This is a genomic window from Streptomyces drozdowiczii (assembly GCF_026167665.1).
Taxonomy (GTDB): Bacteria; Actinomycetota; Actinomycetes; order Streptomycetales; family Streptomycetaceae; genus Streptomyces; species Streptomyces drozdowiczii_A.
In genome coordinates this window covers 6,883,122-6,907,326 of sequence record NZ_CP098740.1, presented here as the reverse complement: position 1 = coordinate 6,907,326, position 24,205 = coordinate 6,883,122, and the positions used below count along the sequence as shown (strand labels likewise).

The window sequence follows — 24,205 nt, the reverse complement described above, 5'->3', positions numbered from 1 at the left end:
TTGGCCCGCGGTGGCGACGCGCCGTCCTCCTACCCCCGTCGACTCCGTTGATGACAGCCACTTCAGAGCATCTATTACTCAAGTAGCAGTGTGCTCGCGGCAGTTCGCGACGCGGCTTCAGCCGGTCACTGAGTTCGCAGGCGTGGAGCCTTCGGGCGGGCAGTCCTGTTCCGGCGCTGAGGTGCCGGTCGGCTGTGCCGGGGCCGCCGTGGTTCGTGAAGCGTCCCGCCCGAACGGGGCGGGACGCTTCGTGCGTACCCGGCCGGGTACGCGGATGACTCAGGAGATCGCCCTGTAGATGTTCCAGTTGTCGCCGATCTGCACCCGCGGGCTGATCGAGCCCGTGCCGGTGGAGGTGTAGCGGTACAGGTCACCGTAGCCGTTGACGCCGATCAGGTCTGCCTTGCCGTCACCGTTGAGGTCGCCCGGCGCGGCGAACTTGTTGTAGATGTCGAACCCCGTGCCGATCACCTTGCGGGCCTTGAGCGGTACGGAGCCGTTGCCCGTGCCCTCGTACAGGTAGAGGGTGCCGTTTTTGGCGACGGCCACAACGTCGGCGATCCCGTCACCGCTGAGGTCTCCGCCGCCGACGATCTTGGTGTACGTGTCGTACCCGTACCCGACCTTGGCCTTGGGCGCGAACGCAGTGCCGAGACCGTTGCCCTCGTACAGATACAGGTCGCCCTTGGCGTCGCGTGCGAGCAGGTCGGCCTTGCCGTCTCCGCTCAGGTCGCCCGGAGCGGTCAGGTTGTCGTAGGCGTCCCAGCCGCGGCCGATGAAGTTGCCGCCGACCCACAACTGGCCCTGGTAGACATGGACCTGGGCGGGCTCGCCATCGTTGCTGAACGACCCGGCGTACAGGGTCGTTCCTATGTCCGCGCCGCTGGGCTCGCCGTCCGGTGAGTGGGTGGAGCGCTTGGCCAGCTCGCCGTTGTTCTTGAACTGGTACCACCAGAACAGGCCGGCATTGGTGATGGCCAGCAGTTCGTGCTTGCCGTAGTCCGGATTGCCGCCCGCGCCGGCGAACAGGACCGCCTCCTCCCACCCTGTCTTGTCGAAGACGCGTGGTGCGAACGTCCCGGCCCCCGTCGACCGGTAGGAGTACGTGTCGCCGTTCTCCTTGCGGGCCATGAAGTCGGCGTGACCGTCGCCGTCCGTGTCACCGACGGCGACGAGCTGGTTGTAGACGTCGTATCCGTAACCCACTTGTTCGCGGGCCTTGAACGGCTTCGCAAGGTCACCGGTGCCCGCGTAGAAGTACAGGTCGCCTCGGGGGTGCGGGCGACGACGTCGCCGAACCCGTCGCCGTTGGCGTCGTCCAGTCCCACGATCTGGTCGTAGACGTCCCAGCCGTAGCCGATCTTGACCCCGGGCTCGTACGGCGCGTCGACCGTACCCGTGGCCGTGTACGCGTAGACGTCACCGGAGGGCGTACGGGCGATCAGGTCGCCGCGGCGGCCGTCACCGTTCAGGTCGCCGGGTGCGGAGACTTTGTTGTACTTCTGCCAGCCGTTGCCGGACCACAGGACCTCCCCCGTGGTGTCGGTTCTCTCGCCCGCGCTCTCGTAGAGCGCCAGCGTGCCCGAAGCGGAGAGGGTCAGGATCTCGTCCTCGCCGTTCCCGTCGAGGTCCCCCGGTGTGAGCAGCTCCTTGGGCCTCTCGGACCGGTCCTGGCTGCGGATCGCGTACCCGCCCGAGGAGTTCCAACGGCTGTGGGTGGCGCGCAGCTCACCCTTGACGTCCCGGTACAGGAGGTCGCCGATGCCGTCGCCGTCGACATCCAGACGCGGCCTCATTCCGGTGGCCGCGTCTGAGGACTCGGCCGTGCCCCGGCCTCCGGACGGGCCGTCGGCCGAGGCCGGGCTCGCCATCAGCATGCCGGCGGAGAGAACGAGCGCTGTGCAGGCCGCGATCCGTGCCGCACGCTTCGAGCGCGCGGCTCTCAACTGGACAGGCCTTGATGAAATCAAAACTCCCCCACGGGTTTGTCATGTGTTTGCTCTGCATCCGTGAGACCTACGCCAAAGCTCCCCGGATGGGGTCGGTTCCAGCCGATCAAAGGAAACGTTTCAGCCATCACGCGATGCGAGCCCGCCTGGGCGTCCGGTCCGGCAACAACGGCTCGATCTGCCCCCATGCACGCCGCTTCAGGGCGCACTCAGAACCACCCGGCTCGGTGGGCCCGGCTTCGCCCAGCGGCCATCAACCGCACGCACGCGCCCGTCAACCACACGCTGCTGCGCGACGGGATGCACCAGACGACCGTGCAACGGGGCGTGGCCCCGTACCGGCCCAACTCGCTCGACGGCGGTAGCCCGTTCACCGCAGGTGCGGATACCGGTGCCTACATCGAGGTGCCCGTCGAGGTCCCGGCGGCCCGGAAGGTGCGGGACGCGGCGGCCTCGTTCGACGACCACCTCCGCCAGGCCCGGCTCTTCTGGCTGAGCATGACGCCCATCGAGCGGGAGCACATCACCGCCGCGTACGCCTTCGAGCTCCGGCCAGCGAGCCGGACAACCATGCCACCGGCAGATTCCGCGGTGGGCTGACCACGAAGATCCACCTCGCGGCCGACGGCACTGCCGGTCCTGGCCTTCCACCTCACCGCCGGATGGGCAGTGACGCGCCTTCGCCGACACAGGGCCGTACCCGTCCTTCACCACGCCTCAACATGAGGTTGGAAAAGGTTGGAGAAGCTCGGCGCCCGTCCACTTGCCCTCAACCGCGGTTGAAGTGATGGGGTGCTCGCGACCTTTCGACCGAGGGAAGCGAGTAGCCGATATGGATGCCGTCACAGAGGCGATGACCTCTTCTCCTTCGCCGCAGCGTCCATCGCCCTTGACGCTCCCGGCGGTACTGACAGGTGTCGTCCTGGTCGCCATGTCCATCTCCGGGACTGCGGTGGCGCTGCCCAGCATGGGCCGGGAACTGGATGCCTCCGGCTCGGCCCTGAACTGGGTCGTGGCCGGATACAACCTGGCCTTCGCGGCGATGACTCTCGTGGCTGGTTCGACTGCGGACCAGGTGGGGCGACGCCGAACATTCGTCGCCTCGGCGGTCGTCTTCTCCTGCGGGTTCCTGATTACCGCGGTGAGTCCCTCGGTCCTCTTCACCGACGTGTCGCGCATCGTCTCCGGGGCGGGCGGCGCCGGCATCATGGCCGCCGGAGGCGCGGTCCTCGCCGCCTCATACGAAGGAACCTCACGCAATCGCGCCTTCGCGCTCATGGGCACCATGGCGGGAGTCGGCATCGCAGTCGGCCCCACCCTGTCCGGCCTGCTGGTCTCCGCGACGGGCTGGCGTGGGAGTTTCGTGGTATTCGCTGCCCTGGGCATGCTGATCACAGTGGGTGCGACCCGGATGCACGAGTCCCGGGCCGCCACCGCACGAGCCGACTGGGCCGGCAGTTTCCTTTTCGTCGCCGCTCTCTGTCTCCTCATGTTCGCCCTGCTGGAGGCACCGTCCCTGGGCTGGACCGATGGCGCCGTTGTCGCTACGGCCATTGCAGGGGTCGCAGTGCTCGCCGTCTTCGGAGTTGTGCAGCGGCGCAGCAGCCACCCCGTCCTTGAGCCGGCGCTGCTCACCAACCGCGGCTTCATCGGATGGAGCCTGGCCACCTTGACGACTTCGGTCGGGTTTCTCGGCCTTCTGGTCTTCCTGCCGACTTATCTCCAGGTGGCCGCGCGTCTCACCCCGGCGGTGACAGGCGCCGCGATGCTGCTGCTTACTGCCCCCGTCCTGGTCACGCCATTGGCCGCGGTGGCACTGGTCAACAAGGGAGTCCCAGCACGTCGGCTGATCGTGCTCGCACTCGTGATGGTCACCCTCGGAAATCTCTGTCTCGTCACACTCAGCCCGGACAACACGATGCTGGGCGCTACCGGCCCGCTCCTGGCCATAGGGACCGGTATGGGCATTTCCTTCGGGATCGCCGACGGACAGGCGATGCGGCTCGTACCGGCCGAGTCCGTCGGTCTGGCTGCCGGCTTCCTCAATACGCTGCGCGGAACTGCTGAGACCATGGTCATCGCCGCGTTCGGGGCCGCGCTAGTCGGGTTCGTCGGCAACCGCCTGGGCAGCGACCAGCGAGCGGCATCGGTGAGCGCCGGGCAACTCTCCGACACCCACCGACACGTCGAACTCACCGCCCTCACCTGGTCGTGGTGCATGACGCAACTAGGCATCGGGCTGCTCTGCCTGCTCCTGACCGTGACGGTTGTGGTACTCATCCGCCACCATGGCCAGCGTCGCCAGGACGTCTGAATCCGGCACGCGAACGTCAGGAGACCGATGTGCTCGTCGACCCGAACGACCTTCTCACCATCGGTGACGTGGCCCGGCGCACCGGCGTATCCGCGTCCGCCCTGCACTTCTACGAACGCAAAGGGCTGATCTTCTCCGACCGGGACAGCACCAACCAACGTCGCTATCCCCGCCATATGCTCCGCCGCATCTCGCTGATCGTCGTGGCCAAGCGCCTCGGCATTCGGCTCAGCGACGTAGCAGCGGTCTTCAGCACACTCCCCAGCCACCACGCGCCCACGCGCAAGGACTGGCAACGCCTCTCCTTGGCGTGGAAGCAACAACTGGAAGAGAGACGTCGGGCGATCGAATCTCTCGAGGCCGAACTGACCGGATGCATCGGGTGCGGCTGTCTGTCCATGAAGGCGTGCCTCCTCCTCAACCCCGACGACGCACTCAGCCCGCAAGGACCTGGGCCCGTACGCCTCCACATCGCATTGCACCGGACTGATGAAAGCGACCAATTGCCGATCGTCGTCGTCAAGTGCAACCGGAGTAACGTGCGGCTGGGAAAGCAGCGGTCAGGGACGCGTGCCGGGGTGCTCCTCAACGCCAAAAGCGGCTCGGAAGTCCGTCGGACGGTCCCTGGACGAGCTGGACGCGATTCGGGTCGAGTGACATCGGCTGGGCAGGTCGGGTGCCGTTTCACTCCGTGGAGAACCGTGACAGACCACCGCGGCTTCTGGCACCACCGCTCGACGTACGCGAAACAGCAGGCGACCCGACCGCAGACCATCGGCTACTCGCTCGTCGACTCACCGGTCGGACTCCTCGCCTGGATCCTCGACAAGTTCGCCGAATGGACGGACACCGGCGACAGCCCGTTCGAAACGGTCTCCATCGACCGAATCCTTGACGACGTCACCCTGTACTGGCTGACGCGGACCGGCGCGTCGGCAGCCCGCATCTACTACGAGAGCCACGGCGGCGTCAACGCCCTCGACCCCGACCTCCGCGTCGACGTCCCGTCAGCCATCACCATCTACCCCAGCGACATCGAGAAGTGCCCACGGCCCTGGGCACAGCAGCGGTACCAGCAGATCGTCCGATGGACGACTCCCGAAGCCGGCGGCCATTTCCCGTCGCTGGAAGTGCCCGAATACTTCGTCAAAGACCTGCGAGCAGGCATGAGGGGCGGTACTGACCGCCAACGGCCGATGAGCATGCAAACGAACCCCTGAACGGGTCCACGGGCTTAGGACGCTGTTCGGATCACTGCCCGCCGTAGATTGGGTCGAGCACGCCCGGGCGGGGCCGAGGTCATCCCTGCACAGGAGCCGGGCCTCGCTGCATCCACCGATCTGGCGGAGCGGACCGCGTCTCGCCGTACCGGCAGCGGGACGGTACGGCGGGACACAATCCGTAGTGGTGCGGGATCAGGCGTGGTTGCGTCGGCGGCGCATGGCGGTGAAGCCCACGGGGCCGGCCCCCGCGGCGACGAGGCCGGCAGCAAGCGTCGCTGGTGCCGAGAGGTCGCTGCTTCCCGTCTCGGCGCGCTGTGCGGTCATGCCGGAGGCCGGCGAAGTGGTGGTGCCAGTACTCGTCGAGGTGGTGCCGGCGCCCGTCGAGGCGGAGGTGGACGGGGATACGTTGGTGGAGGTGGTTGCCGCCTTCTGCACGGTGACGGTGGTCTTAGGGCCGCAGGTGGTGGTGCCCCTGAACGGGATCGAGCCCACGTTGACGATCGCGCAGGGGGACAGCTCGGTCTTCCCGGCCGGGGCGTCCTTGCGGTAGGTGACGCGGACGTCGACGGTCGCGGTGCCGTGCGCGGCGAGGGAGGCGTCCTTGCCGATGACGTCGTAGCCGTAGATGTCGGGTTCGGCGGCGGCGGTGACCGGCTTCAGTGTCGTCCACGCGCCGGAGCGCCGTACCTGGACGGTGGTGGAGCGGTTGGTGAACAGGACGTCGGTGACGTCTTCGTACGCGGAGGAGGTCGGGGTGTCGACGGTGGCCTTGAAGGTGATCGGCGCCCCGCCCGCGGTGGCGGGCACGTTGATCAGGCGGGTGGTCAGCCCGTTCACCCCCACGAAGTCGAAGTCCGTGGCGTTGGCGGCGCCGGAGGCCCCGTAGGAGATCATCGTCGTCAGCTTCAGGTGGTCGGTGCCGCCATTGCTCGCCCCGTTGTGCGGGGTACCCATGGGAAGGCCGAGGCGCATCTGCACGGTCTGCGACTTTCCGGCGGCCAGGGCGAGCTGTTCGGGCAGTTCGCCGCCGTAGACAGTGCCGTCGATGATGCTCAACGGCACCTTCTTCCACGTCGATCCGTCCAGCTGGTACTCCAGGCTCAGCGCGTTGTCCGGCAGGACGGTGCCGCCGTCGATGCGGTAGATCAGGCGGGCCGAGGAGGCGTCGGACGTACCGGTGTTGGAGGCGGTGGTGGTGAAAGCGACCGGCAGACCGCCCAGCCCGATCTCTGCCGGAGCCTGGGTCGCCACGGCCAGCTCGGGCGGGGCCGTGTCGGCCAGGGCGGCGGGGGCCAGGGCGGCCCCGGTGACGGTCAGCAGCAGCCCGGCCGCCGAAGCGACCAGGGACGAACGCACAGTACGCACAACAGTGTTCAAGACATTTCCCCTGTGATGTGTGGGCGACGCGGCCGAGTACCGCGTAACGCCGGCGGCGGGTGGATCAGCCCGCCGTCTCACACAGTGAGAAAGCCCGCCCCGGCACCGGGTTGTGACCTCGCATGTCCTGGTTCTGTGACAGCGTTCAGGGCGTCGCGGAAATACCGACCTCGCAGCACAACGATGTCTGATCGCCGCCAGCAAGGTCCTGCTGCGGTACGCATGCTTGCGGCATGACGATGTCATCCACTACGGATTCAGTAGCAGTTCTCACCGGCATGTACGCGGCTGAGGCGGAGTACCTGGCGGCGGGAGGTCCTGGCGAAGCTTCGTTCGACCTGCTCGCCCCCTTCTTCGCGCCGGATATCGAGCTGCATCAAGCAGACGCTCTGCCCTACGGAGGCACTTGGCGCGGGCACAAGGGCATGACGCGGTTCTTCCTCAGGATGGGAGAGGTGTGGGAGTCGTTCGACATGGTGGAGCAGGAGTTCCTTGCCACCGGCGAGACTGTGGTCGTGCTCACACAGATCCGTGCCCGCGCTCGCGCGACCGGCCAGGAACTCAGCTTTCCGCTTCTGCAGGCCATCACGGTCAAGGACGGGCAGATTACTGAGGTCCGTCCGTTCTACTGGGACACCCGGGCTATCGCCGATGCCTGCGCCATGCCGACATCGACAGACTGAGGTCCATGGCGAGAGCCACTGCGCACGCCAGCAGGAGGCCGAGGGTGTCGACGCCGACATGGCGTTTGCGGGCCGCGATCTTCTTGCCCGCGTCGATGCCCTGGCTGACCGCGGGTACGTCGCGGACGTTTTGATGCTCTGCGCGTCCAGCACGCACGCGCTCGGCTCGCCGTCGCGGCCCTCCGCCTCCCTGACCGGGCGGTGAAGGAGCGGCCGCCCGAGCACGACCTGCGGCGACGGTGGCGTCCTCGCCGCTCTCGCCGCGGCCTTCCCGCGCTGCTACGACGGAGGCGTTCAGGGCCGCCATCAGGTCAATGACCTTGCCGGACTCCCGCCCCGCCGCCCTCGGCCCGCTCCTTACCCTCGGACTTCGCCTCGATCAGCTCCTCCAGGGCGTCGCGGTAGCGGTCCCGGAACTGGGCGATGTCGTCGGTGGTCATGGACTCGACAAGCTGGACGGCCTGCTCGATCTGCGACTCGTCCACCTCCACCGGCTTCGGCGCGAGGGACTCGGAGCCGCGGACCTCCTCGGGCCAATGCACGCGTGCAGCACAATGGCGCCTTACTTCACCTGCAGCAGTCCCAGCCGCTCACGTCCGAGCCACGCGAATTTCGCGATGGCGTTGTTCTGTGATGCCGCTGGTCGGGGTGGTCAGATGTGCCAGGTGCGGATGCGTGCGGCTACCTGGTAGACGTCGCATTTACCGTCGCGGATGTCGCGGACGGAGCGCAGCTGACCTGAGCGAGCGCGAGGAGCAGCTTGTCCGACAGTGACAGAAGCTCGGGACCGGTGGGTCGACGCGGCGGCCTTGGAGACCCAGTTCGCGGACATCGTCGGCAGCCATAGCCCCTCGCCCCAAAAGGAGTCCCTCGCGGACCTCATGCCGCCTCACCGGGTACTGAGTGCGGGTGGGGAGGGCAGCTAGCTAGGCGCGGTGTCGAAGCCCACGAGCCTCGCATGATTCGAACGAGAGGCCCTAACTGCCGCCGAGACGATTCACATTCACATGCGGAAGAAAGCGTTCATACATGTGAAGGCACCCGTCGGGCAGACGTCTGCAATAGGGACCGGCCAGTACCGGTCCATCGTGCAGTGCGCCCAGGGGGGATGATGACCGAAGACCTGCGAAGTGCGGTGGACGGAAGGCCGGATGAGCCGGTCGACTGGGAGTCCGAGCGCCGCTGGAACGACCGGGCTTGGGTGCAGGTGGGGCTCATCGTGCTCATCACTTCCGGGGTGGCCATCGCCCTGAACGTCGCACTGAGCGTCACACTCGGGCATCCGAACAACGGGGGAATCGGTGGCGGCCTCGGTGCGGTGATCGCCTCGTGGTGGAACGGCAGGCGTGTGCGTCGACAGATTGCCGAAGAGACCGGACTGAGCCCGTGGCAGGTGCCGATCGTCGGTCGGTGGCTGCGCCAGGGTCACATTCCCCGCGATCCGCAGGCCCGAAAGGCCATGGCCGCGCTCGTGCGGAAACAGCAGCGTGCACTGACGAAGGGCAGGCGCTGGGTGCTGCCCGCCATGATGGCCGCCTTCGCCGCCGGCGGCGTCGTGTCCTTGGTGCTCGAGGAACTCGCCCTCGGGATCGTGCTGTTGCTGGCCTCCGCGCTGCTGATACCCGCACTCCTCACCCAGCGGCGCAACATCGAGCGACTCCCCCGCATCGAAAAGGAACTCGCAGCACCGACAGGAGTATCGGCACCGCCCGTCGGCTCCTGAACACGGCGTGCGGACCCGGCAAGCGGGCTTGGTGGACGTAGACCGTCGCGGTCTTCTCGTAGCCGGTCGCGAGCCCCCGCCACTGTTTCAAGCGGTTGATGCAGCGTTCCACCGTGTTCCGCTGTTTATATGCCTCTGGTCGAATACCAGTGGCCTGCCGCCACGGCTCCCACGACGAAGCCGGTCCATGTTGATCAGCTGGAACTGGGATCACTGCGTCAACCTCGATCTGGCTGAAGGCACGCACATCGGCCTGAGGCGTGTCTGGGCGAGTGGTCCGGGACGGCCACGGGCGGACTCATGGGCGGCATGTGCACCAGCGCGTGGAAGGAAACAACCGCCTGAGCCAGGCCGCGAACGGCGGCACACGGCAGCGCCCGTCGGAAGATGCTGCCGTCTCCTGCGGCAGGTGCTGGCCCAGCGCTTTCAGAAACGCGCGGGCCGGCGCCTTTCTGCGCTGCTGCCGCACCTGTCTTCGCCGACGACTTCACCGCCGGACCGCCGTGTGCGGCCCGGCGGTGACTCTGGCATGCCCGCGTCCGGAGCACGCCTTCTCCCGCACACGTCCGTGGAGACTCGATTGATATACAGAAGACCTTCCCGATGGCGGGCCGCGACCATCGTGGCGTGTACCGCCTTGGCGGGGGATTCCTGCCCTCGCTGCCCGCCGCCGCGACCACGCCGACGGCTGCGGCCAAGCCCGCCCCGAGCACCCCCGGCGGCGGGGTGCACAGTCCCGACACGAAGTTCGGCGAGGGATGGAAGTCGTCGCAGGACCGCGCTGTCACCTCCGCCGCTGACACAGGCGGCTTCAAGCTGCTCGTCTCCGACGGCTCCCATGCCTACGCCTGGAAGACGGCTGCGGTCCTGAGCGAGCCGGGTCTGCCGGCCGATTCGTTTCTTTCCGGTGCGTTTTCCGAGATCGTCTGGAAATGGCTGGCGACGGTGAGGTTCGTGGCGATGGTTCTGGCTGTGCGCGAGGTACTGCTCCAGCTGGAAGAGCTGATCTTCCTGTCGACTTCGGAGATTAGGGTGGTGTCGGTGCAGGAGGACGGCAACGTGATCTGAGTCAGTGTCAGGTTCCGGACGGTCAAGGCTCGCTGCCGGGGCTGCGGGAGCTGGTCGGGGCGAGTGCACGACTCCTACCTGCGGTTTCCCGCTGATCTTCCCGTGGCTGGACGGCGGGTGGTGCTGCGGCTGCGGGTCCGACGGTTCATGTGTGATGACGCCTCATGCGAGCGGCGTACGTTCGTCGAGCAGGTCAGGTTCGAGCTGGCTTCGCATTGCTGCGGAAACGAGTTCTGCTGGCAGCCTGACGGGGCAGTTACGAACTCTGTTGGAGTCGCTCTGCAGCCTGAGCAGGCGTGTCGTAGTAGCCAGGCTCTGCCAGCAGGACCGAGCTGAAGTAGTAGCCCTGCTCTTCCTCTGGCTGGTCGTCGGCTGCGAACGGTCGCCAGAAGCTCAGGAGCAGATCGGAGGCGACGAAGGACGCCGGGTCGTCTGGGCCTTCCTCGATCGAGGTGTACTCGCCCATGCCTTGCACCAGCTTGCGGGCCGGGATCGCGAACACATCCAGGTCCCGGAAGATGACTCGGTCTGTCGGAGCCGACGGCCTCTCGAGCTCAATGGCTTCGAGCATGTCTCGCGAGCAGTGGATGCTGATCATCAGTCCACTGGGACGAAAGACGTGCTGACCCGGCCGGTCGGACTCCGAGACCACGGAGGGATCGCGGAGCGAGTCCAGCGCCGCGTTGGCCGATTGCCGATCCATACCGATCCGCAACGGGCCCACGCCGTTCGGTGGGGCGAGGTCGAAGTCCATGCGGGCATGATCCCAAACAGGTCCGTCAACGAGTCACGAAGGCCATCAGCCCGGAGGCGTAACAGAGCGTAACCACTCCACATAAGTTGGGCCAGGGCCTGAGAACGGCAGGCACCCTGCGCGAGCCACTGTGGAGGTAGTCGTCGACTGGGCCCGCGTGCCGACATCAGCACGCCCCGTAGGGTGGTCTGATGTTCGATCATTTGGAGATAAGGGTGCTGCCGCCGGGCCCCCGGTTCGCTGCGCAGGTGCGGCTCTGGGTCAACGGCGAAGACCTCGTCGAAGCAAGAGTCGACGAGGGCGGCCGCGGTCCGTATGCCGCCGATGTCCTGCCGGCGGGGCGGCCCAGCTGCGGCCGGCCATCAGTCGGGGTCCGCTTGAGGCTGTTGAGCTTGGCCATCACGAAGTCGAAACTGACCTGGAGTCCTTCGGCCTCGCCGAGCCAGCCGTTCCCGCGGGCTTCGGTGATGCGCTCGCGGAGGTTCTGGATGATCTCGATGCGGCGGGGCCGCTGGCGGGGATCCAACTGGAGAACGGGGCAGCAAATGCAGGCTTCTTTGAACCAGTAACTACGGTCCGTTGAGGCAGTCGGCAAACCTGTGGCACATGAGTACCGTCCCGGGCCAGGATGCGGCTATGCGTGATGTCCAGAGCGATCCCGAGTTGCAGGATCTGGTTCGGCGGTTCGTCATGCCTGATCGGCGATACCTTCGGTTGGGCGGGAGCGTTTTCCGGTTGAGCCCGGTCGAGCGCTCCGCATTTGTGCGGGATCTGGCTCAGGCTGCGTACGAAATCACTCCGGCGGAGCTCGGCGTCCTCTTCGAGGGTGGATGGCGCGAGCGCAAGACTGCCGCCTGGCTGGTTGCTGTGGCCCACAGGTCCGAGTTCCGCGAGCTCATAGGCCGGCTCCTGCTGGCCAGCGAGGGGCCGTATGCGGGCGCGGCATACTGCGTCGCCCTTGCGAAGTTCGGTACTGCAGCGGATGCCGAACTGCTCAGCGCATACCTTGATCACTACTTGTCGCGTCCCGACCTCGACTACGACCAGGCAATCGTCCTCGGGACGCTCCTGTACCTCGATGAGAGTCTCGGCTCCGAGTACACGACACGGTTCCTTGCCCCGGCCGGTCCCTGGGACCGATGGCTCGAAGTCCGGGCCGTGGCGGCTCTCGACCCGTATGACTGTCGGCAGGCCGTGCAGCAACTGTGCGCTTTCGTCGACGAGACCGCTGAGGTCTTCGCCTCGCTGGCCTGCGAGAGCTGATCATGACCGAGCGGGACCTCATCCTCAACGAACTCGCCCAAGGACTGCGCCCGATGTCACAGGGCATCGAGTGGTTCGATACCCACAGCCCGGAGGAGCAGGCCGAGATACTCCTGTTCCTGCGCCACCACTGTGTGCAGGCGCGCGCCGTCACCGAAGACGGACCGGAGAGCATCCGACGTGCAGTGCCGCACCTCAGCATCGGTAACGACCTCCCCGGCATCAGCCAGTCTGCCGGCCGGCTGCCCCGACAGCGCCGCGCCGCTGCACCAGCTCGTCAACGTCCTGCTGCCCGCCCCTGCCCGCTGCCCCGGGGAGAGCACGAGCTGATAGCCGCCTACGTCTCCCAACTCAACCGGACGCGGTTCTCCTCCGACTCGCACGGCGCGTTCGCCGCCGCGCAGTTCGACGCCGGCAAGGAGGTGGTGACGGACGTCCTGAACGACGAGCAGACCGCGCCGGTCACCGAGCAGCTGCGAGCCCTGCTGCGGGCTGCCGCCGACGTCCAGCGTTCGCCCGCCCGGTCCCGGAGAAGGCCGTGGCCGCCGCCTGCGCGGAGGGTACGGTTGAGCATGTACAACCGCTACGTCAGCTGCCTGGACACCGAGCTGCCGGCCGACCGCCGCTACTACACCAAAGGCGTCGAGCGGATCGTGGCGCACGGGTACGGCAGCCAGCCCTGACGACGCCCCTGGGCCCCGGTCGGTGGACCGGGGCCCAGGGGGCGCGGCGGCGGGGAGAGAGCAATCGAGAAGTAGGCAGCGGACGCGAGGCCCGGAACCATGAGCCCTCACATCGTCCGCGTCGGGAGTAGCTCACCCATGCCACACACCGAGACCAGCCCGCTCCGCACGCTGCCCGCCTCTTCGGCCGACGCCGTGCGGTCACGTCGTCGCGCCGTCACCGCGACCGTGGTCGGGAACTTCGTGGAGTCCTTCGACTGGCTGGCGTACGGTCTGTTCGCCCCGCTCTTCGCGGAGCGGTTCTTTCCCTCCGCCGATCCGACCACCTCGCTGCTGGGTGCCTTCGCGGTGCTCGGGGTGGGTGTGCTGGCCAGGCCGCTCGGCGGCGTGCTGCTGGGCCGACTGGCGGACCGCCGGGGTCGCAAGCCGGCGCTGCTGCTGGCGATTCTCCTGATGACGGCCGGTTCGGTCCTGGTCGGGAGCGCCCCGACGTACCAGCAGGTCGGGATCCTCGCCCCGGTACTGCTGCTTTGCGCCCGGCTCGCCCAGGGCATCTCCTCCGGCGGTGAGTGGCCCGCCGCGGCGGCGTACCTGATGGAACTGGCCCCGCCTCGCCGCAGGGGTCTCTACGGCAGCCTGTTCTCGCTCACCACCGCCGCGGGCGCGTTCACCGCCGCGATGCTCGGCGGCATGCTGACCGGCCTGGTGGGTCCCGGGGCGATGGAGACCTGGGGCTGGCGGGTGCCGTTCCTGATCGGCGGCGTGCTCGGTCTGGTCCTGCTGGCGCTGCGGAGCCGGATCACCGAGAGCGAGGTCTTCCGGCGCGAGGTGAGCTCCCGTCAGGACCGCAGCCCGCTGCGCGAGGTCCTGCGCACCCACCGGCAACAGGTCCTGCGCTCCGTCCTACTGGTGGCCGGGATGGCGACCGTCGGCAGCACCTGGACCTCGGTGATACCGGCGATGGGGCAGCGGCTGGCTCCGGAGGGGACGATGTTCTGGGCCGTGGTCTGCGCCACCGCTGTGATGATCCTGCTCCAGGTGCCGATCGGCCTGCTCGCCGACCGGGTCGGGCCACGGCGGCTGCTGGTCGTGGCGAGCCTGCTCTTCGCCACCGGGGGCTCGTGGGCCTACCTCGCCATGACCGGCCGGTTCACCAGTCTGCTACTCGCCTACGGCAGCGGCGTGGTCTACCTGGTCTGCGTCACCACGGTCCTGCCCGCCCTGCTCGCCGAGATCTTCCCGCCCCGCGTACGCGCCCTGGGCATCGGCCTCCCCTACGCACTGACCAGCGCCGTCCTGGGCGGCACCACCCCACTCCTGGCCACCCGCCTCGGCAAGGACGGCCCGTCCGGCTGGTTCATCGCCGGCGTGGTGGCCGCCGTCCTCCTCGGCATCGCAGCCACGGCGACCTCCGGCGCTTCCGAAACCGAACGATCCCGACCGACGCACCCGGAGCCGGTGCCGATGGGTTAGGGCCTGTCCGGCTGGATCCGCCGGACAGGCCCTGGATCGCGGCCCGACCGGCGGGTGCGTGAGCTGCTTTCGTCGCGCCCGGCGGCGGGAGGTGGTTCAGCTCCGTGGCGGCGTGGTCCTGCACTTCGGGCACCCGTGTCCCTGGATGACGGATGCAAGCCGGAACCGTCCGATTCCATGACCGGCGCCGCACCGCACGGTCCACGGCGCCGTGTATACCGACTCCGAAGCTGTCCAGTCGCGAGCAGTTGCACCCAGACCGTTCCGCGTTCAGGGATTGGTGTCAGGGTCGCCTCGAAGGGCGAGGTGACCGCCGGCCAGGTCGCCGACGCCCGCCCGGCCGTACGCACCGGCGTGCAGCGCCCGCCGACGCCGCGCAGAGCGTGGGCTCCCTTCAGTGGCAGCAGAACTTCCTGCCCTGACCGATTCCGCACGAGCGCACCGGTATTGAGCAGCCTGAACCAAAGCCGGGCCCCGGACGGCATGGCTTCCCCCGGGGCCGGCTTCGCCCCGCGCGTCGACGGCGCCCCGGAAACACCGGGGTCGGCGTCGGCCTTCGACATCGCAGCGGCTCTCACCGCGCCCCGTACGCGGGACTCCCTGGACATGCCCATCCTGGTTGAGTGCCCAGCCGGACCGGCGGTGCTGGGTGACCCGCTCGTTGCGGTCGGTGGTGCCCGCGACCGCGGCCTTCATCGCGTTGTGCTGGTGGTGGTGCTTCTCCCTGCGAGTCCAAGTGTTCGGACCTGGGCGGTTAGCTAGGTCGGGGCAGGGTGTCCAGGTCGGACATGTCGAGGACGAAGCGGTAGCGGACGTCGTTGTGGCGGAGGCGGTCCAGGGCCTCGTTGGCGCGTGCGGAGGGCAGGAGTTCGATGTCCGCGACCGACCACCTCGTGGCCCGCGTCCTGGACCAGCTCGGCCTGGTCACCGACCACCCCGTCGACCCGTACGGCGAACTGGCCGACGTCTACAAACGCGTCGGCGCCGGCGGCACCGTCCAGCGGCCGACCAGGGTGGGCCCGGCGATGCTGTTCGAGAAGGTCAAGGGCTACGACGGCGCCCGCATCCTGGTCGGACTGCCGGGCCCCCGGCCGGAAAGGCCGAGGGCCCGCTCCGTCGTCAGGTGTGAGTGCCAGTGAGAGGGAGTTGCCCGGCGCGTCATGTCACGGGGAGGCTGCCTCCGTTCGTCGCCGGTCGGCGAGAAGCGCAAGACAGCGCCGCCTCTGCTCCGTGTCCGTCGCCAGCTCCACGCCGACGTGGGCGAGGGCGGTTGCGGCGTCGAGTACGGCGCGGTCGGCACCCGGGGAGTTGCCGGCACGGGCGAAGGGGGCGGCGTGGTGATGGGCGCCCCCGGTGTCGTAGCCGATGGTGGGGTGGAGGGCGGGGAGCACATGAGAGACGTTTCCCATGTCGGTGGAGGCCATGACCTCGCCCCGGCGGTCCACTGGGTCGCGGCCGAGGGAGCGGGCCGCACGGGTGTAGGCCGCGGTGAGGAACTCGTCCTGGCGCAGGTCGGCGAAGTCCGCTCCGTGCGCCGTGAGTTCGAGTTCCGCGCCGGTGGCGAGCGCGGCCGCCTCCAGACAGGCCCGCACCTTGCGGCGGGCGTGGTCGAGGTCCTCGGTGGTGCGGGCGCGCAGCTCGTAGCGGGCGCGGGCCGTATCGGGGATGACGTTGACCGCGCGGCCGGCCTCGAAGACGACGTCGTGGACCAGGGTGCCTGGAGGCAGTTGCTGACGCAGCAGGCCCACAGCGGTGTGGGCGAGGGTGATCGCGTCCAGGGCGTTGACGCCTTCCCAGGGGGCGAGCGCGGCGTGAGCGGGTCTGCCCCGGTAGACGACGTCCCAGGCGCCGATGGCCAGCGAGGAGGCGCCCACGGAATCCTCCGGTGCGGCGTGCGCCATGAGGGCGGCGGCCACGTCGTCGAAGACACCGCCCTCCAGCAGCAGCGCCTTGCCGCCGATGTCCTCCTCGGCGGGCGTGCCGACGAGCTTCACGGTGATCCCGAGGAGGTCGGCGACCGCGGCGAGGCCGAGGGCCGCGCCGACCGAGGCGGCGCCGTTGACGTTGTGCCCGCAGGCATGTCCGATGTCGGGCAGCGCGTCGTACTCGGCGCACAGGGCCACCACCAGGTCGCCGTTCCCGTGGGTGGCGACGAAGGCGGTCGGCAGGCCGGCGACTCCGCGGGTGACCTCGAACCCGGCGTCCTCGACGATGGACGCGGTCTTGGCTGCCGAGCGGTGTTCCTGCATGGCGGTCTCGGGTTCGGCGTGCAGGCTGTGGCTCAGCGCGACGAGGCTCTGCTCGTGGGTCCGCACGGCGTCGGCGACCTCGGCCAGGGCGCGGTCGCGCACCGTTGTGGTGTCGCTGTTCACGCGGTCCTCCCGGCGGTAACGGCGTCCGCCTCGGGGACGAGGGGCCACGGCGGAGTGCGGAAGAGCAGGGCGACGGCGGCTCCGGCGAGCGCGACCACCGAGCAGGCACCCCAGGCCCACTGGTAACCGGCGCCGGTGACGGCGCCTCCGGTCGTGGTGTGGCAGGCCCACAGGGCGCCGATCACGGCCGCGCCGATCGCCGCGCCGAGGGAGAGCGCCATCTCGTTGACGCCGACGGACAGCGCGGTCTCGGTCTCGTCGACCACCTCGACCGACAGGGAGCGGGTGGCGGCCTCGAACATGCCGGTGGCCAGGCCCACGGTCAGCGCGCCGACCAGGTACTGCGGCACGGAAGAGTGGAAGAGGACCAGGCTCAGGAAACCGACCGCGCCCACGAAGCCGCCCACCCCGAGGACGGTGCGGTCGCCGATGGCCCGGGCCAGCCGGGGCGTCAGGGTGGAGCCGACGAAGCCGACGGCGACCATGGCGAGGGAGATCAGGGAGATCTTTTGGGCGCCGAGGCCGAGCCCGAACCCGTGGCCGTCCGGTGCGGTGCCGAGGTAGACGGAGTTGGCGCCGAGGAAGCCGATCGCTCCGAAGGCGATGCAGAAGGTGTGGGCGCTGACCGCGGCGAGGCGGGGGTTGCGCAGCAGGCGGAGGTCGACCAGTGGGTGCGCGGAGCGCTGTTCGACGCGGATCCAGGCGGCAAGGAGGAGCAGCGCCGCGAGGATCGCCAGCAGGGAGTACGCCGATGCCCAGCCCCAGGAGGCGCCTTCGGTGAGGACGAGCATCAGGACGCCGAGACCGAGCGTGAGCAGGAGCGCGGCGACGGAGTTGAAGCGGCCGGCACGGACGGCGGTGCTCGTCGGCAGGGCCGCGGTGGCGACGATCGCGAGGGCGCAGAAGGGGACCGCGGTCCACAGCCCGGCGAGTGCGTGCTCGTCGCTGAGGGTTCCGGCCACGTAGCCGCCGACGCCGATGGACAGCAGCAGCGCGCCGACCAGCACCGACATGCCGATCCGGCCGTGCTCGGGTGAGCGGGAGCGCAGAATGCCCGCGAGCAGCGGGAAGAAGCCGACCACGGAGCTCTGGAGCACCATGCCCAGGGCGAGGGTGGTGGTGGTCGGCCGGACGGCGATCAGCAGTGACCCGGCGGCGACCATGGCGACGGCGATCAGCAGCAGCCGGTTGTGGCCCCACATGTCGCCCCACCGCGACAGCAGCGGGGTGAGGACGGCGAAGGCGATCTGCGACAGCAGGTAGAGGTTGTTCTGGCCCACGCCGCCGATGCCGACGTGCGCGCCCACGACGGGCAGCAGCGGGGTCAGATAGCCCTGGACGACGCCACTGCAGACCACGATCACACACATCGTCGCGATCAGTCCCCGTCCCCGGCTGATGGCATTCCTCACGGTCTCACCCTCTTTCTCTTGGCTGGAATACGACGTGGTGGCTAGGGTGCGACCAGGGAGCGGGCAGAGCGGAAAATTGATGAGAACCGTCGGTTGGTGAGGTTTTCTTGTTGGATTCGGTCATGGTGAGCGAGCTGGACCTTGCTCTCGTGCACTCTTTGCAGGTTCGGCCGCGGGCGGCCTGGACGGATCTGGCACCGCTGCTCGGTACCACGGCGGTGACCGTGGCCCGCCGCTGGGAACGGCTCACCGGAGAGGGCCTGGCCTGGGTGTCGGCCGTGCCCGGCCCCGCCTTCTCGCGCAGCGGCTGCTCCGCCTTCGTCTTCGTCCGCTGCGCCCCGGGGGCCCGCCGGCGCCTCGCGGAGCGGCTGGCGGGGATGCCCGAGGCGGTGACGGTCGAACTCACCGCTCCGGGGAAGGCCGACCTCATGCTGGACGTGCTGGCGCCCGATCTGGCGGGCCTCCACCGGTTCGTGGACGAGGAACTGGCCCTCCTGCCCGACGTCCTCGAGCTGGAGTGCGCTTTCGCCACCTCGCTCTACACGGAGGGCTCGCGCTGGCGGCTGGGTTCTCTCGACGCCGCCCAGCTCTCCGTACTGGGCCGGGGCGGAGCCGTGGACGGGGCGGCTGGTGCGGCCGATCTGACCGCCACGGACCACGTCATGCTCGACGCGTTGGTGAGGGACGGGCGGACACGGCTCAGCGAGCTGGCCGAGCTCACCGGCGGCAGCGCCGCCACCGTCCGGCGACGCCTGAACCGGCTGGTGGCCGGTGGCATCGTGGCGTTTCGCTGCGACATGGCCCCCGCGGTGTCGGGGCTGCCGGTCTCGGTCACTTTCCGCGGCCGGGCCGCGGTGCAGGACGTCAACCGCCTGCACCGCACCCTCGCCTCGCTGCCCGAGTGCCGATTGCTGGCCGCAGTGACCGGGTCCGCGAACGTGCTCGCCACGTACTGGTTGCACGACATCGGCCAGGTGCAGCAGCGCGAGACGGCGGCCTGTGGCCGGCTCCCGAGCCTGGAGGTCACCGAGCGCGTGCTCGGCGTCCGCACCGTGAAGCGGATGGGTCATGTGCTGGACGGCCGAGGACGGCGGGTGGGGGTCTGTCCGATCCGGCCGTGGTGAACGGCACCTCTGGTCCCGGGGGACGGGCCGACGGCCCGCCCGCGCGCCCGCTCGTCCTGCGGATACGCCGCCCACCCGGCGGGACAGCCCGCCCAGCTCGCCCGGCCGCGCGTGGCGGATCGGCCGACGGGGAAGGCGTGCCACCATGAGGCACATCCACGCACTCCTGGACGGCGGTTCCCCGATGCGCAGGTCGTGGGCGCCTTACGCCCTCACCGCGGCGGCGGTCACCGCGTGCGCGGTGGCCGGTGCGAAGGCGGTCGACGCGGACAGCGCCTGGTACCGCGGGCTGGACAAGCCGCCGTGGCAGCCTCCGCCTTGGACCTTCGGGGCCGTGTGGACACCCTTGTACGCGTCGATCGCGTGGAGTGGCGGGCGGGCTCTCGGGCGGGCCCGGGCGGGCGAACGTCGCGTCCTGGCCGGAAGCCTAGGGGTGAACCTGGCTCTGAACGCGGCGTGGAACTGGGCGTTCTTCGCTCGCCGCAGCCCGTGGGGCGGAGTCCTGGGAACCTTGGTGCTCGACATGAGCAATGCCGAGCTGATCCGCCGCACGCGGCGTATCGACACCACCGCTGCCAAGGGTCTGCTCCCCTATGCCGGCTGGTGCCTGTTCGCCACCGCTCTGAACGTTTCGATTGCCCGCCGCAACCGCTGATCAGGAGGCGGAGCTGGGATGATCCCTCGGAGAAAGAAGTTACGACTCACTGATAGCAAAGCGTAAGTAAAGCACCCGGGGGTACGGCGAGCGGTATGAACGAGGCAGAAGAGCGAGCGCGGCTGCTGCGCGGTCTGAGCGTGGACGAAAGCCGACCCGAGCGCCCCATGCTGTTGGACGATTCCGGCGAGGTCATCCAGACGTGGCGCGACAACCACCCCTACGACTACAGACTGCGGCGCAAGGAGTATGAGCGCACCAAGCGTGTTCTGCAGATCGAACTGCTGAAGCTTCAACGGTGGGCTCAGGAGTCCGGGGCCAGAATCGTCGCCCTTTTCGAGGGACGCGACGCGGCTGGCAAGGGGGAACGATTCAGCGCTTCAGCGAACGGCTCAACCCCCGTGGCGCACGGATCGTGGCCCTGGACAAACCGTCCGAGCGCGAGGCGGGGCAGTGGTACTTCCAGCGGTACGTGCCGCACCTGCCCGCACGCGGAGAGATCGTGTTCTTCGACCGTTCCTGGTACAACCGTGCCGGCGTGGAAAAGGTGATGGGATTCTGCACCGATGAGGAGTACAACCGGTTTCTTCGCCAGTGCCCCGTCTTCGAGGAAATGCTCGTGGACGAGGGGATCATCCTGATCAAGTTCTGGTTCTCGGTCTCGCAGGCAGAGCAACGCACCCGCTTCGCGATCCGGCAGGTGGACCCCCTGCGGCGGTGGAAGCTGTCACCGACCGATGTCGCCTCACTGGACCTGTGGGACGCCTACACGAAAGCCAAGGTTGCCATGTTCCGCGCGACCGACACCGAATACGCTCCTTGGACCGTTGTCAAAAACAACGACAAACGGCGTGGGCGCCTGGAGGCAATGCGCAGTCTGCTGTGGCGCATCCCTTACGACAACAAGGACCTGGAGGCCATCGGTGAACCCGACCCACTGATCGTCGGGGGAGCCGAAACTCTCTTGGAGCGGGGCGAGGAACCTGCCGACCTCTCCCCCACCCCGCTCACCAAGACGCACGACGGCCCGGGAAATCACCCCCCTGCCTGACTGAGCCCCGCGGTTGCCTGTGGTTTCACCCGCTTGAACGACTCGTCATCGGCGCGTTCGGTCGCCGGGGCGGGGTGCTTGTCCCACCGCTCAGAGGGCGACAACCGCGCCCTCGCGCATCCACCCCCGCCCATCCGCGGCCGCGTCGGTGGTGACCAGCACATAGCCGTACTCGTTGTAGGAGGCGCCCTCACATGTGGACGCGCCGACGATGTCGCCGGCGTACTTCGTCTTGACGACGGCACTGTTCGGGTTCGGGTCCTCATAGACGCCAGCGGTCGGCCACACGACCTTGTACTGGCATCCTGCTGAGGCCGACGCAGCCGCGACCGGGCTGACGACGAGTGAGCCGCCGAAGGCGGACGCGGTGATCAGGACGCTGGTGACGAGACGCCTAGTGAGCATGACGGTTGCGGCTCCAGAACGGTAGGGACGTGTCGCGTACATGATGGCAGCACCCTGCGGGAGCGCGACACGCATGGCCCTGCCACCAGCGCCCTTTGTCCATCTGTGCGCATGGTGGGAGGGTGCGAAAAACGGTGCGCGCTGTGGGCGCGGCAAGTGTGGAATCGGTCTGGCTGCGGTACGTGCGAACGGCCGCGTGGAGCACATGGGCTCCACAGATCCGGGCCGTAGAGGCGGAAGCGGAGTTGCGGGCGGGGATGCGCGGTCGGGCGATGCCCGTGATGGGCCCCGGCATCGACTTCGTCGTCGAGGCCGTCGACCATCGGGCCCGTACCTGGCAGTGGCGCGTGCGGTTGGGTCCGGTGGGGATGCGTCTGTGGCACAGCGTTCGGGCCGGCACGCCGAGCGGTACGGAAGCCGAGGTGTGCATCGACGGGCCCGCGCCGGTCGTGATCGCGTACGCACCGCTGGCTCGCCGCGCGTTGCGCCGCCTGGTCGACGGCTGAGCCGTTACGGACGTGAGCACCGCCTCCGCCCTCGCCCTCGGATCAGCCGCTTGCGTCGACTGCCCTGCCCAGTAGGCGAGTTCATCTTTCGTTTGCCGTGCAACCTTCTCCCCGTCATGGAGGTCTCCGATGCGAGCCCTCATACCTCGTATGCCAGTGGCTCCGCGTACGCGAGCAAGGAGAGACTTGTGGCCATGCGCTCCACATTGGCCCTAGAGGTTGTCCACCAACCTCACCCTGCGTCAGCTCGCCCCGCTGTTCGGCGTCTCGAAGTCGGCGGCCGACCGGATTGTCGCCCACCTGGGGCCGGCTCTCGCCCTCCAGCCCCGGCGGCGGTTCCGTAAGGAGGCCGTGCTCATCGTGGACGGCACGCTGGCCCCCGCCCGCGACCGGACCGTGGCCGCCTCCAGCAAGAACTGCCGCTACTCCGCCAACCACCAGGTCGTCATCGACGCCGACACCCGCCTCGTGGTGGCCGCCGTCGGCACAAGGACGAGGAACTGCCGGCCTGGAAGGAGGAGCACAACGCCTCCCACCGCAAGGTGCAAGCCCGCGTCGAGCACGCCTTCGCCCGCATGAAGAGCTGGAAGATCCTCCGCGACTGCCGCCTCAAGGACGACGGCGTCCACCACGCCATGCTCGGCGTCGCCCGCCCGCGCAACCTCACCCTCACCAGATGACAGGCAAACGAGCAGGTCAGCCTGCATACCTCAGATCATTTACGGGACACCCTCCAGGAGCTGTCCGGCCGCTCATGCCGATGAATATGGTGCTGCTACTGATGAAGGGGGCAGCTGCGTATGACCCGCGAGACGGCGATCACGCTGGTACAGAAGGTCATGGATGTTGAATACGAGGAGGACGAGATGGAAAAGGTCCTTGATCAGCTCGACCGTGCTCTCGCCTGCCCGACTGGCTACGTGTCCGATCTGATCTTCTGGTCCAAGGACCGGCAGGAGTCGACCGCCGCGGAGGTGGTTGACCGGGCCCTGGCGTACCAACCGTTCGCACAGTGACGCTGAACACACTGTCCGGACGGGGCCACGAGTGGATCAACACGCTGGGTGTGATTGTCGCGGTGGCGCTCTCCCTCTTCTCTCTACTGGACTGGGACTGGGGACGTGCCTACCGGAGTAATGGTGGAGAACCAGCAGTCGATCCGCATTTTGCATGTGGTGGTTCGGCTTGAGGTGGGCGATGCAGTCGATGAAACCGGGCCCGGTCCTGGACCGGATGGGCTCCGACGAGGCCCGCCAGTCAGGCGGGGACGACTTGGTCACGGCATGGGACCTCAAGCGGGAGACCGGCCCATCCAGCGGTTGTGATTGACCCGAGTCGAAGATTCGTCGCTGGCCGGTACGTCCTGATCGACAACGCACTCCTGGCCGCATTGCGCAACACCTCCGCTCTGGAAGCGGCGATCGGCGAGGCCAGCGAGGTCGCCGCGCGCACAACCACAGACTCTCCCGCAGGAGCAGTCCGACGCGGAGGAGACCCGCCGCGCGGTGACGCAACAGGGCCGCAGGTGCCGGTTGCTCTCCGGCAGCCTGGCCGAGGAGGGTGGTTGGGGCGAGTAGCCGTATTCGGGGGCGCACATGTTGCGGAACGGGTGTCGCACGGTTCCACGAGGGTCGGACAGGAGAGTCAGTCACCAACGGGCGCAGCGGGCAGCAGTCGGGCGAGGTCGAAGATTCCGGGGCGGAGGTCAGCGGCGAGCAGCAGGAGGCGTGCCGGCTGGGGGCACAGTCGGACGACGGTGATGTGCTGTATCGGGTCGGCCAGTTGCTGAGGAAGGAGGAGGTGGAGGCCGGAGACGTCCATAAAGAGGGTGTGGTGCAGGTCCCACTGAAGGTCGCTCACATGCGGCGAGAGGGCTCCGACCGCGGTGTGGAGCGGGGCAAGGCTGTCGGCATCGATGTCGCCGGATGGGGTGATGCGTGCGAACGTGCCGTTGATGACAGTGGTGATGTTCATTCCGGGCGCCCCCTTCCGGGGGTTGGTGAGCCCAAGGCGCAGCGCCCCCGGTGGGGGCCACGACGATGGCAAAGGGCCGGATGCCCGGGAGGGGGGCAACGTCCGGCTCCCTGAAAGGCCGCCACCACTGGATCGGTCGGGTGGCGGTCGGTCTCGTTGTCCACCCACGGTCGCACACCTGCACCCCTGTACGCGA

At 68.5% G+C, this 24,205-nt stretch carries 22 protein-coding genes and 8 pseudogenes; 18 read left to right on the top strand and 12 right to left on the bottom strand.

Annotation, left to right across the window (positions count from 1 at the left end):
* Positions 1 to 279 precede the first annotated feature (279 nt).
* Positions 280 to 1,206, bottom strand: coding sequence for an FG-GAP repeat domain-containing protein (locus tag NEH16_RS31300; RefSeq protein ID WP_265546491.1), 927 nt, complete (start codon positions 1,204 to 1,206; stop codon positions 280 to 282).
* 960 nt (positions 1,207 to 2,166) lie between these two features.
* Between NEH16_RS31300 and NEH16_RS31295 the strand changes: the two are divergent.
* The 4 genes and pseudogenes from NEH16_RS31295 to soxR form a co-directional block, all read left to right on the top strand.
* Positions 2,167 to 2,498: pseudogene (locus NEH16_RS31295) on the top strand (catalase-related domain-containing protein); the annotation flags it as partial.
* Positions 2,499 to 2,500: 2 nt separating this feature from the next.
* Positions 2,501 to 2,605: pseudogene (locus tag NEH16_RS34005) on the top strand (IS5/IS1182 family transposase); the annotation flags it as partial.
* A gap of 176 nt (positions 2,606 to 2,781) precedes the next feature.
* Complete coding sequence (locus NEH16_RS31290) at positions 2,782 to 4,263, top strand: MFS transporter (RefSeq protein ID WP_265538377.1); 1,482 nt, start codon at positions 2,782 to 2,784, stop codon at positions 4,261 to 4,263.
* A gap of 29 nt (positions 4,264 to 4,292) precedes the next feature.
* Positions 4,293 to 5,483 (top strand): redox-sensitive transcriptional activator SoxR, encoded by a 1,191-nt coding sequence (soxR, locus tag NEH16_RS31285; RefSeq protein WP_265538378.1) that lies wholly within the window; start codon positions 4,293 to 4,295, stop codon positions 5,481 to 5,483.
* A 195-nt stretch (positions 5,484 to 5,678) separates the two neighbouring features.
* Here the strand turns inward: soxR and NEH16_RS31280 are convergent, their stop codons facing one another.
* Positions 5,679 to 6,851 (bottom strand): hypothetical protein, encoded by a 1,173-nt coding sequence (locus NEH16_RS31280; RefSeq protein WP_265538379.1) that lies wholly within the window; start codon positions 6,849 to 6,851, stop codon positions 5,679 to 5,681.
* Between the two features lie 245 nt (positions 6,852 to 7,096).
* Between NEH16_RS31280 and NEH16_RS31275 the strand changes: the two genes are divergently transcribed.
* Positions 7,097 to 7,546: a nuclear transport factor 2 family protein gene (locus tag NEH16_RS31275; RefSeq protein ID WP_265538380.1), complete on the top strand. Its 450-nt coding sequence runs from the start codon at positions 7,097 to 7,099 to the stop codon at positions 7,544 to 7,546.
* 7 nt (positions 7,547 to 7,553) lie between these two features.
* Here the strand turns inward: NEH16_RS31275 and NEH16_RS31270 are convergent.
* Together NEH16_RS31270 and NEH16_RS34000 are read right to left on the bottom strand one after the other, a co-directional pair.
* Positions 7,554 to 7,756, bottom strand: a pseudogene (locus NEH16_RS31270) (transposase); the annotation flags it as partial.
* A gap of 101 nt (positions 7,757 to 7,857) precedes the next feature.
* Positions 7,858 to 8,088, bottom strand: a complete 231-nt coding sequence (locus NEH16_RS34000; protein WP_374215584.1) for a hypothetical protein — start codon at positions 8,086 to 8,088, stop codon at positions 7,858 to 7,860.
* Between the two features lie 566 nt (positions 8,089 to 8,654).
* Between NEH16_RS34000 and NEH16_RS31260 the strand changes: the two genes are divergently transcribed.
* Entirely contained in the window at positions 8,655 to 9,269 is a 615-nt protein-coding gene (locus NEH16_RS31260) for a hypothetical protein (protein ID WP_265546489.1), read from the top strand.
* Positions 9,270 to 9,306: 37 nt separating this feature from the next.
* Here the strand turns inward: NEH16_RS31260 and NEH16_RS33995 are convergent.
* Positions 9,307 to 9,543: pseudogene (locus tag NEH16_RS33995) on the bottom strand (IS5/IS1182 family transposase); the annotation flags it as partial.
* A gap of 329 nt (positions 9,544 to 9,872) precedes the next feature.
* Here NEH16_RS33995 and NEH16_RS31250 point away from each other — a divergent pair.
* Entirely contained in the window at positions 9,873 to 10,337 is a 465-nt protein-coding gene (locus NEH16_RS31250) for a hypothetical protein (RefSeq protein WP_265546488.1), read from the top strand.
* Between the two features lie 39 nt (positions 10,338 to 10,376).
* Positions 10,377 to 10,673 (top strand): annotated as a pseudogene (locus NEH16_RS33990) (transposase family protein); the annotation flags it as partial.
* Here the strand turns inward: NEH16_RS33990 and NEH16_RS31245 are convergent.
* A complete protein-coding gene (locus NEH16_RS31245) occupies positions 10,594 to 11,091 on the bottom strand; it encodes a hypothetical protein (RefSeq protein WP_265546486.1) in 498 nt (165 codons plus the stop codon). The pseudogene NEH16_RS33990 and the gene NEH16_RS31245 overlap by 80 nt on opposite strands.
* A gap of 199 nt (positions 11,092 to 11,290) precedes the next feature.
* Positions 11,291 to 11,617, bottom strand: coding sequence for a hypothetical protein (locus NEH16_RS31240; protein WP_265546484.1), 327 nt, complete (start codon positions 11,615 to 11,617; stop codon positions 11,291 to 11,293).
* A 110-nt stretch (positions 11,618 to 11,727) separates the two neighbouring features.
* On the opposite strand from NEH16_RS31240, the gene NEH16_RS31235 reads away from it, so the two are divergent.
* The 3 genes from NEH16_RS31235 to NEH16_RS31225 all read left to right on the top strand — a co-directional run bounded on the left by NEH16_RS31235 (position 11,728) and on the right by NEH16_RS31225 (position 14,510).
* Positions 11,728 to 12,354 (top strand): DUF6000 family protein, encoded by a 627-nt coding sequence (locus NEH16_RS31235; protein WP_265546483.1) that lies wholly within the window; start codon positions 11,728 to 11,730, stop codon positions 12,352 to 12,354.
* Positions 12,355 to 12,356: 2 nt separating this feature from the next.
* The gene (locus tag NEH16_RS31230) at positions 12,357 to 13,037 is read left to right on the top strand and encodes a DUF5958 family protein (protein ID WP_265546482.1); all 681 of its coding nucleotides are present in this window, start codon (positions 12,357 to 12,359) and stop codon (positions 13,035 to 13,037) included.
* Between the two features lie 138 nt (positions 13,038 to 13,175).
* Complete coding sequence (locus tag NEH16_RS31225; protein WP_265546479.1) at positions 13,176 to 14,510, top strand: MFS transporter; 1,335 nt, start codon at positions 13,176 to 13,178, stop codon at positions 14,508 to 14,510.
* Between the two features lie 754 nt (positions 14,511 to 15,264).
* Here the strand turns inward: NEH16_RS31225 and NEH16_RS31220 are convergent.
* A pseudogene (locus NEH16_RS31220) lies at positions 15,265 to 15,390 on the bottom strand (NAD(P)-dependent alcohol dehydrogenase); the annotation flags it as partial.
* Here NEH16_RS31220 and NEH16_RS31215 point away from each other — a divergent pair.
* Complete coding sequence (locus NEH16_RS31215; protein ID WP_265546478.1) at positions 15,383 to 15,649, top strand: UbiD family decarboxylase domain-containing protein; 267 nt, start codon at positions 15,383 to 15,385, stop codon at positions 15,647 to 15,649. The pseudogene NEH16_RS31220 and the gene NEH16_RS31215 overlap by 8 nt on opposite strands.
* Before the next feature lie 24 nt (positions 15,650 to 15,673).
* Here the strand turns inward: NEH16_RS31215 and NEH16_RS31210 are convergent, their stop codons facing one another.
* Positions 15,674 to 16,882 (bottom strand): amidohydrolase, encoded by a 1,209-nt coding sequence (locus NEH16_RS31210; RefSeq protein WP_265546477.1) that lies wholly within the window; start codon positions 16,880 to 16,882, stop codon positions 15,674 to 15,676.
* Positions 16,879 to 18,294, bottom strand: a complete 1,416-nt coding sequence (locus NEH16_RS31205; RefSeq protein WP_265546476.1) for an MFS transporter — start codon at positions 18,292 to 18,294, stop codon at positions 16,879 to 16,881. Before NEH16_RS31205 ends, NEH16_RS31210 begins: the two co-directional genes overlap by 4 nt.
* Before the next feature lie 122 nt (positions 18,295 to 18,416).
* On the opposite strand from NEH16_RS31205, the gene NEH16_RS31200 reads away from it, so the two are divergent.
* The 3 genes and pseudogenes from NEH16_RS31200 (at position 18,417) to ppk2 (ending at position 21,124) form a co-directional block, all read left to right on the top strand.
* Positions 18,417 to 19,418 (top strand): Lrp/AsnC family transcriptional regulator, encoded by a 1,002-nt coding sequence (locus NEH16_RS31200; RefSeq protein ID WP_265546475.1) that lies wholly within the window; start codon positions 18,417 to 18,419, stop codon positions 19,416 to 19,418.
* A 145-nt stretch (positions 19,419 to 19,563) separates the two neighbouring features.
* Positions 19,564 to 20,073, top strand: coding sequence for a TspO/MBR family protein (locus NEH16_RS31195; RefSeq protein ID WP_265546473.1), 510 nt, complete (start codon positions 19,564 to 19,566; stop codon positions 20,071 to 20,073).
* Positions 20,074 to 20,168: 95 nt separating this feature from the next.
* Positions 20,169 to 21,124: pseudogene (gene ppk2, locus NEH16_RS31190) on the top strand (polyphosphate kinase 2).
* Between the two features lie 90 nt (positions 21,125 to 21,214).
* Here ppk2 and NEH16_RS31185 read toward each other — a convergent pair.
* A complete protein-coding gene (locus tag NEH16_RS31185; protein ID WP_073969339.1) occupies positions 21,215 to 21,529 on the bottom strand; it encodes a glycosyltransferase in 315 nt (104 codons plus the stop codon).
* Positions 21,530 to 21,651: 122 nt separating this feature from the next.
* Between NEH16_RS31185 and NEH16_RS31180 the strand changes: the two genes are divergently transcribed.
* From NEH16_RS31180 to NEH16_RS31170, 3 genes and pseudogenes are all read left to right on the top strand, one after another.
* The gene (locus tag NEH16_RS31180; RefSeq protein ID WP_265546471.1) at positions 21,652 to 22,035 is read left to right on the top strand and encodes an SRPBCC family protein; all 384 of its coding nucleotides are present in this window, start codon (positions 21,652 to 21,654) and stop codon (positions 22,033 to 22,035) included.
* Positions 22,036 to 22,260: 225 nt separating this feature from the next.
* Positions 22,261 to 22,715: pseudogene (locus tag NEH16_RS31175) on the top strand (IS5/IS1182 family transposase); the annotation flags it as partial.
* A gap of 120 nt (positions 22,716 to 22,835) precedes the next feature.
* A complete protein-coding gene (locus NEH16_RS31170) occupies positions 22,836 to 23,051 on the top strand; it encodes an e9imm peptide (protein WP_265546469.1) in 216 nt (71 codons plus the stop codon).
* A 628-nt stretch (positions 23,052 to 23,679) separates the two neighbouring features.
* Here NEH16_RS31170 and NEH16_RS31165 read toward each other — a convergent pair.
* Positions 23,680 to 24,009, bottom strand: coding sequence for a hypothetical protein (locus NEH16_RS31165; protein WP_265546467.1), 330 nt, complete (start codon positions 24,007 to 24,009; stop codon positions 23,680 to 23,682).
* Between the last annotated feature and the right edge of the window lie 196 nt (positions 24,010 to 24,205).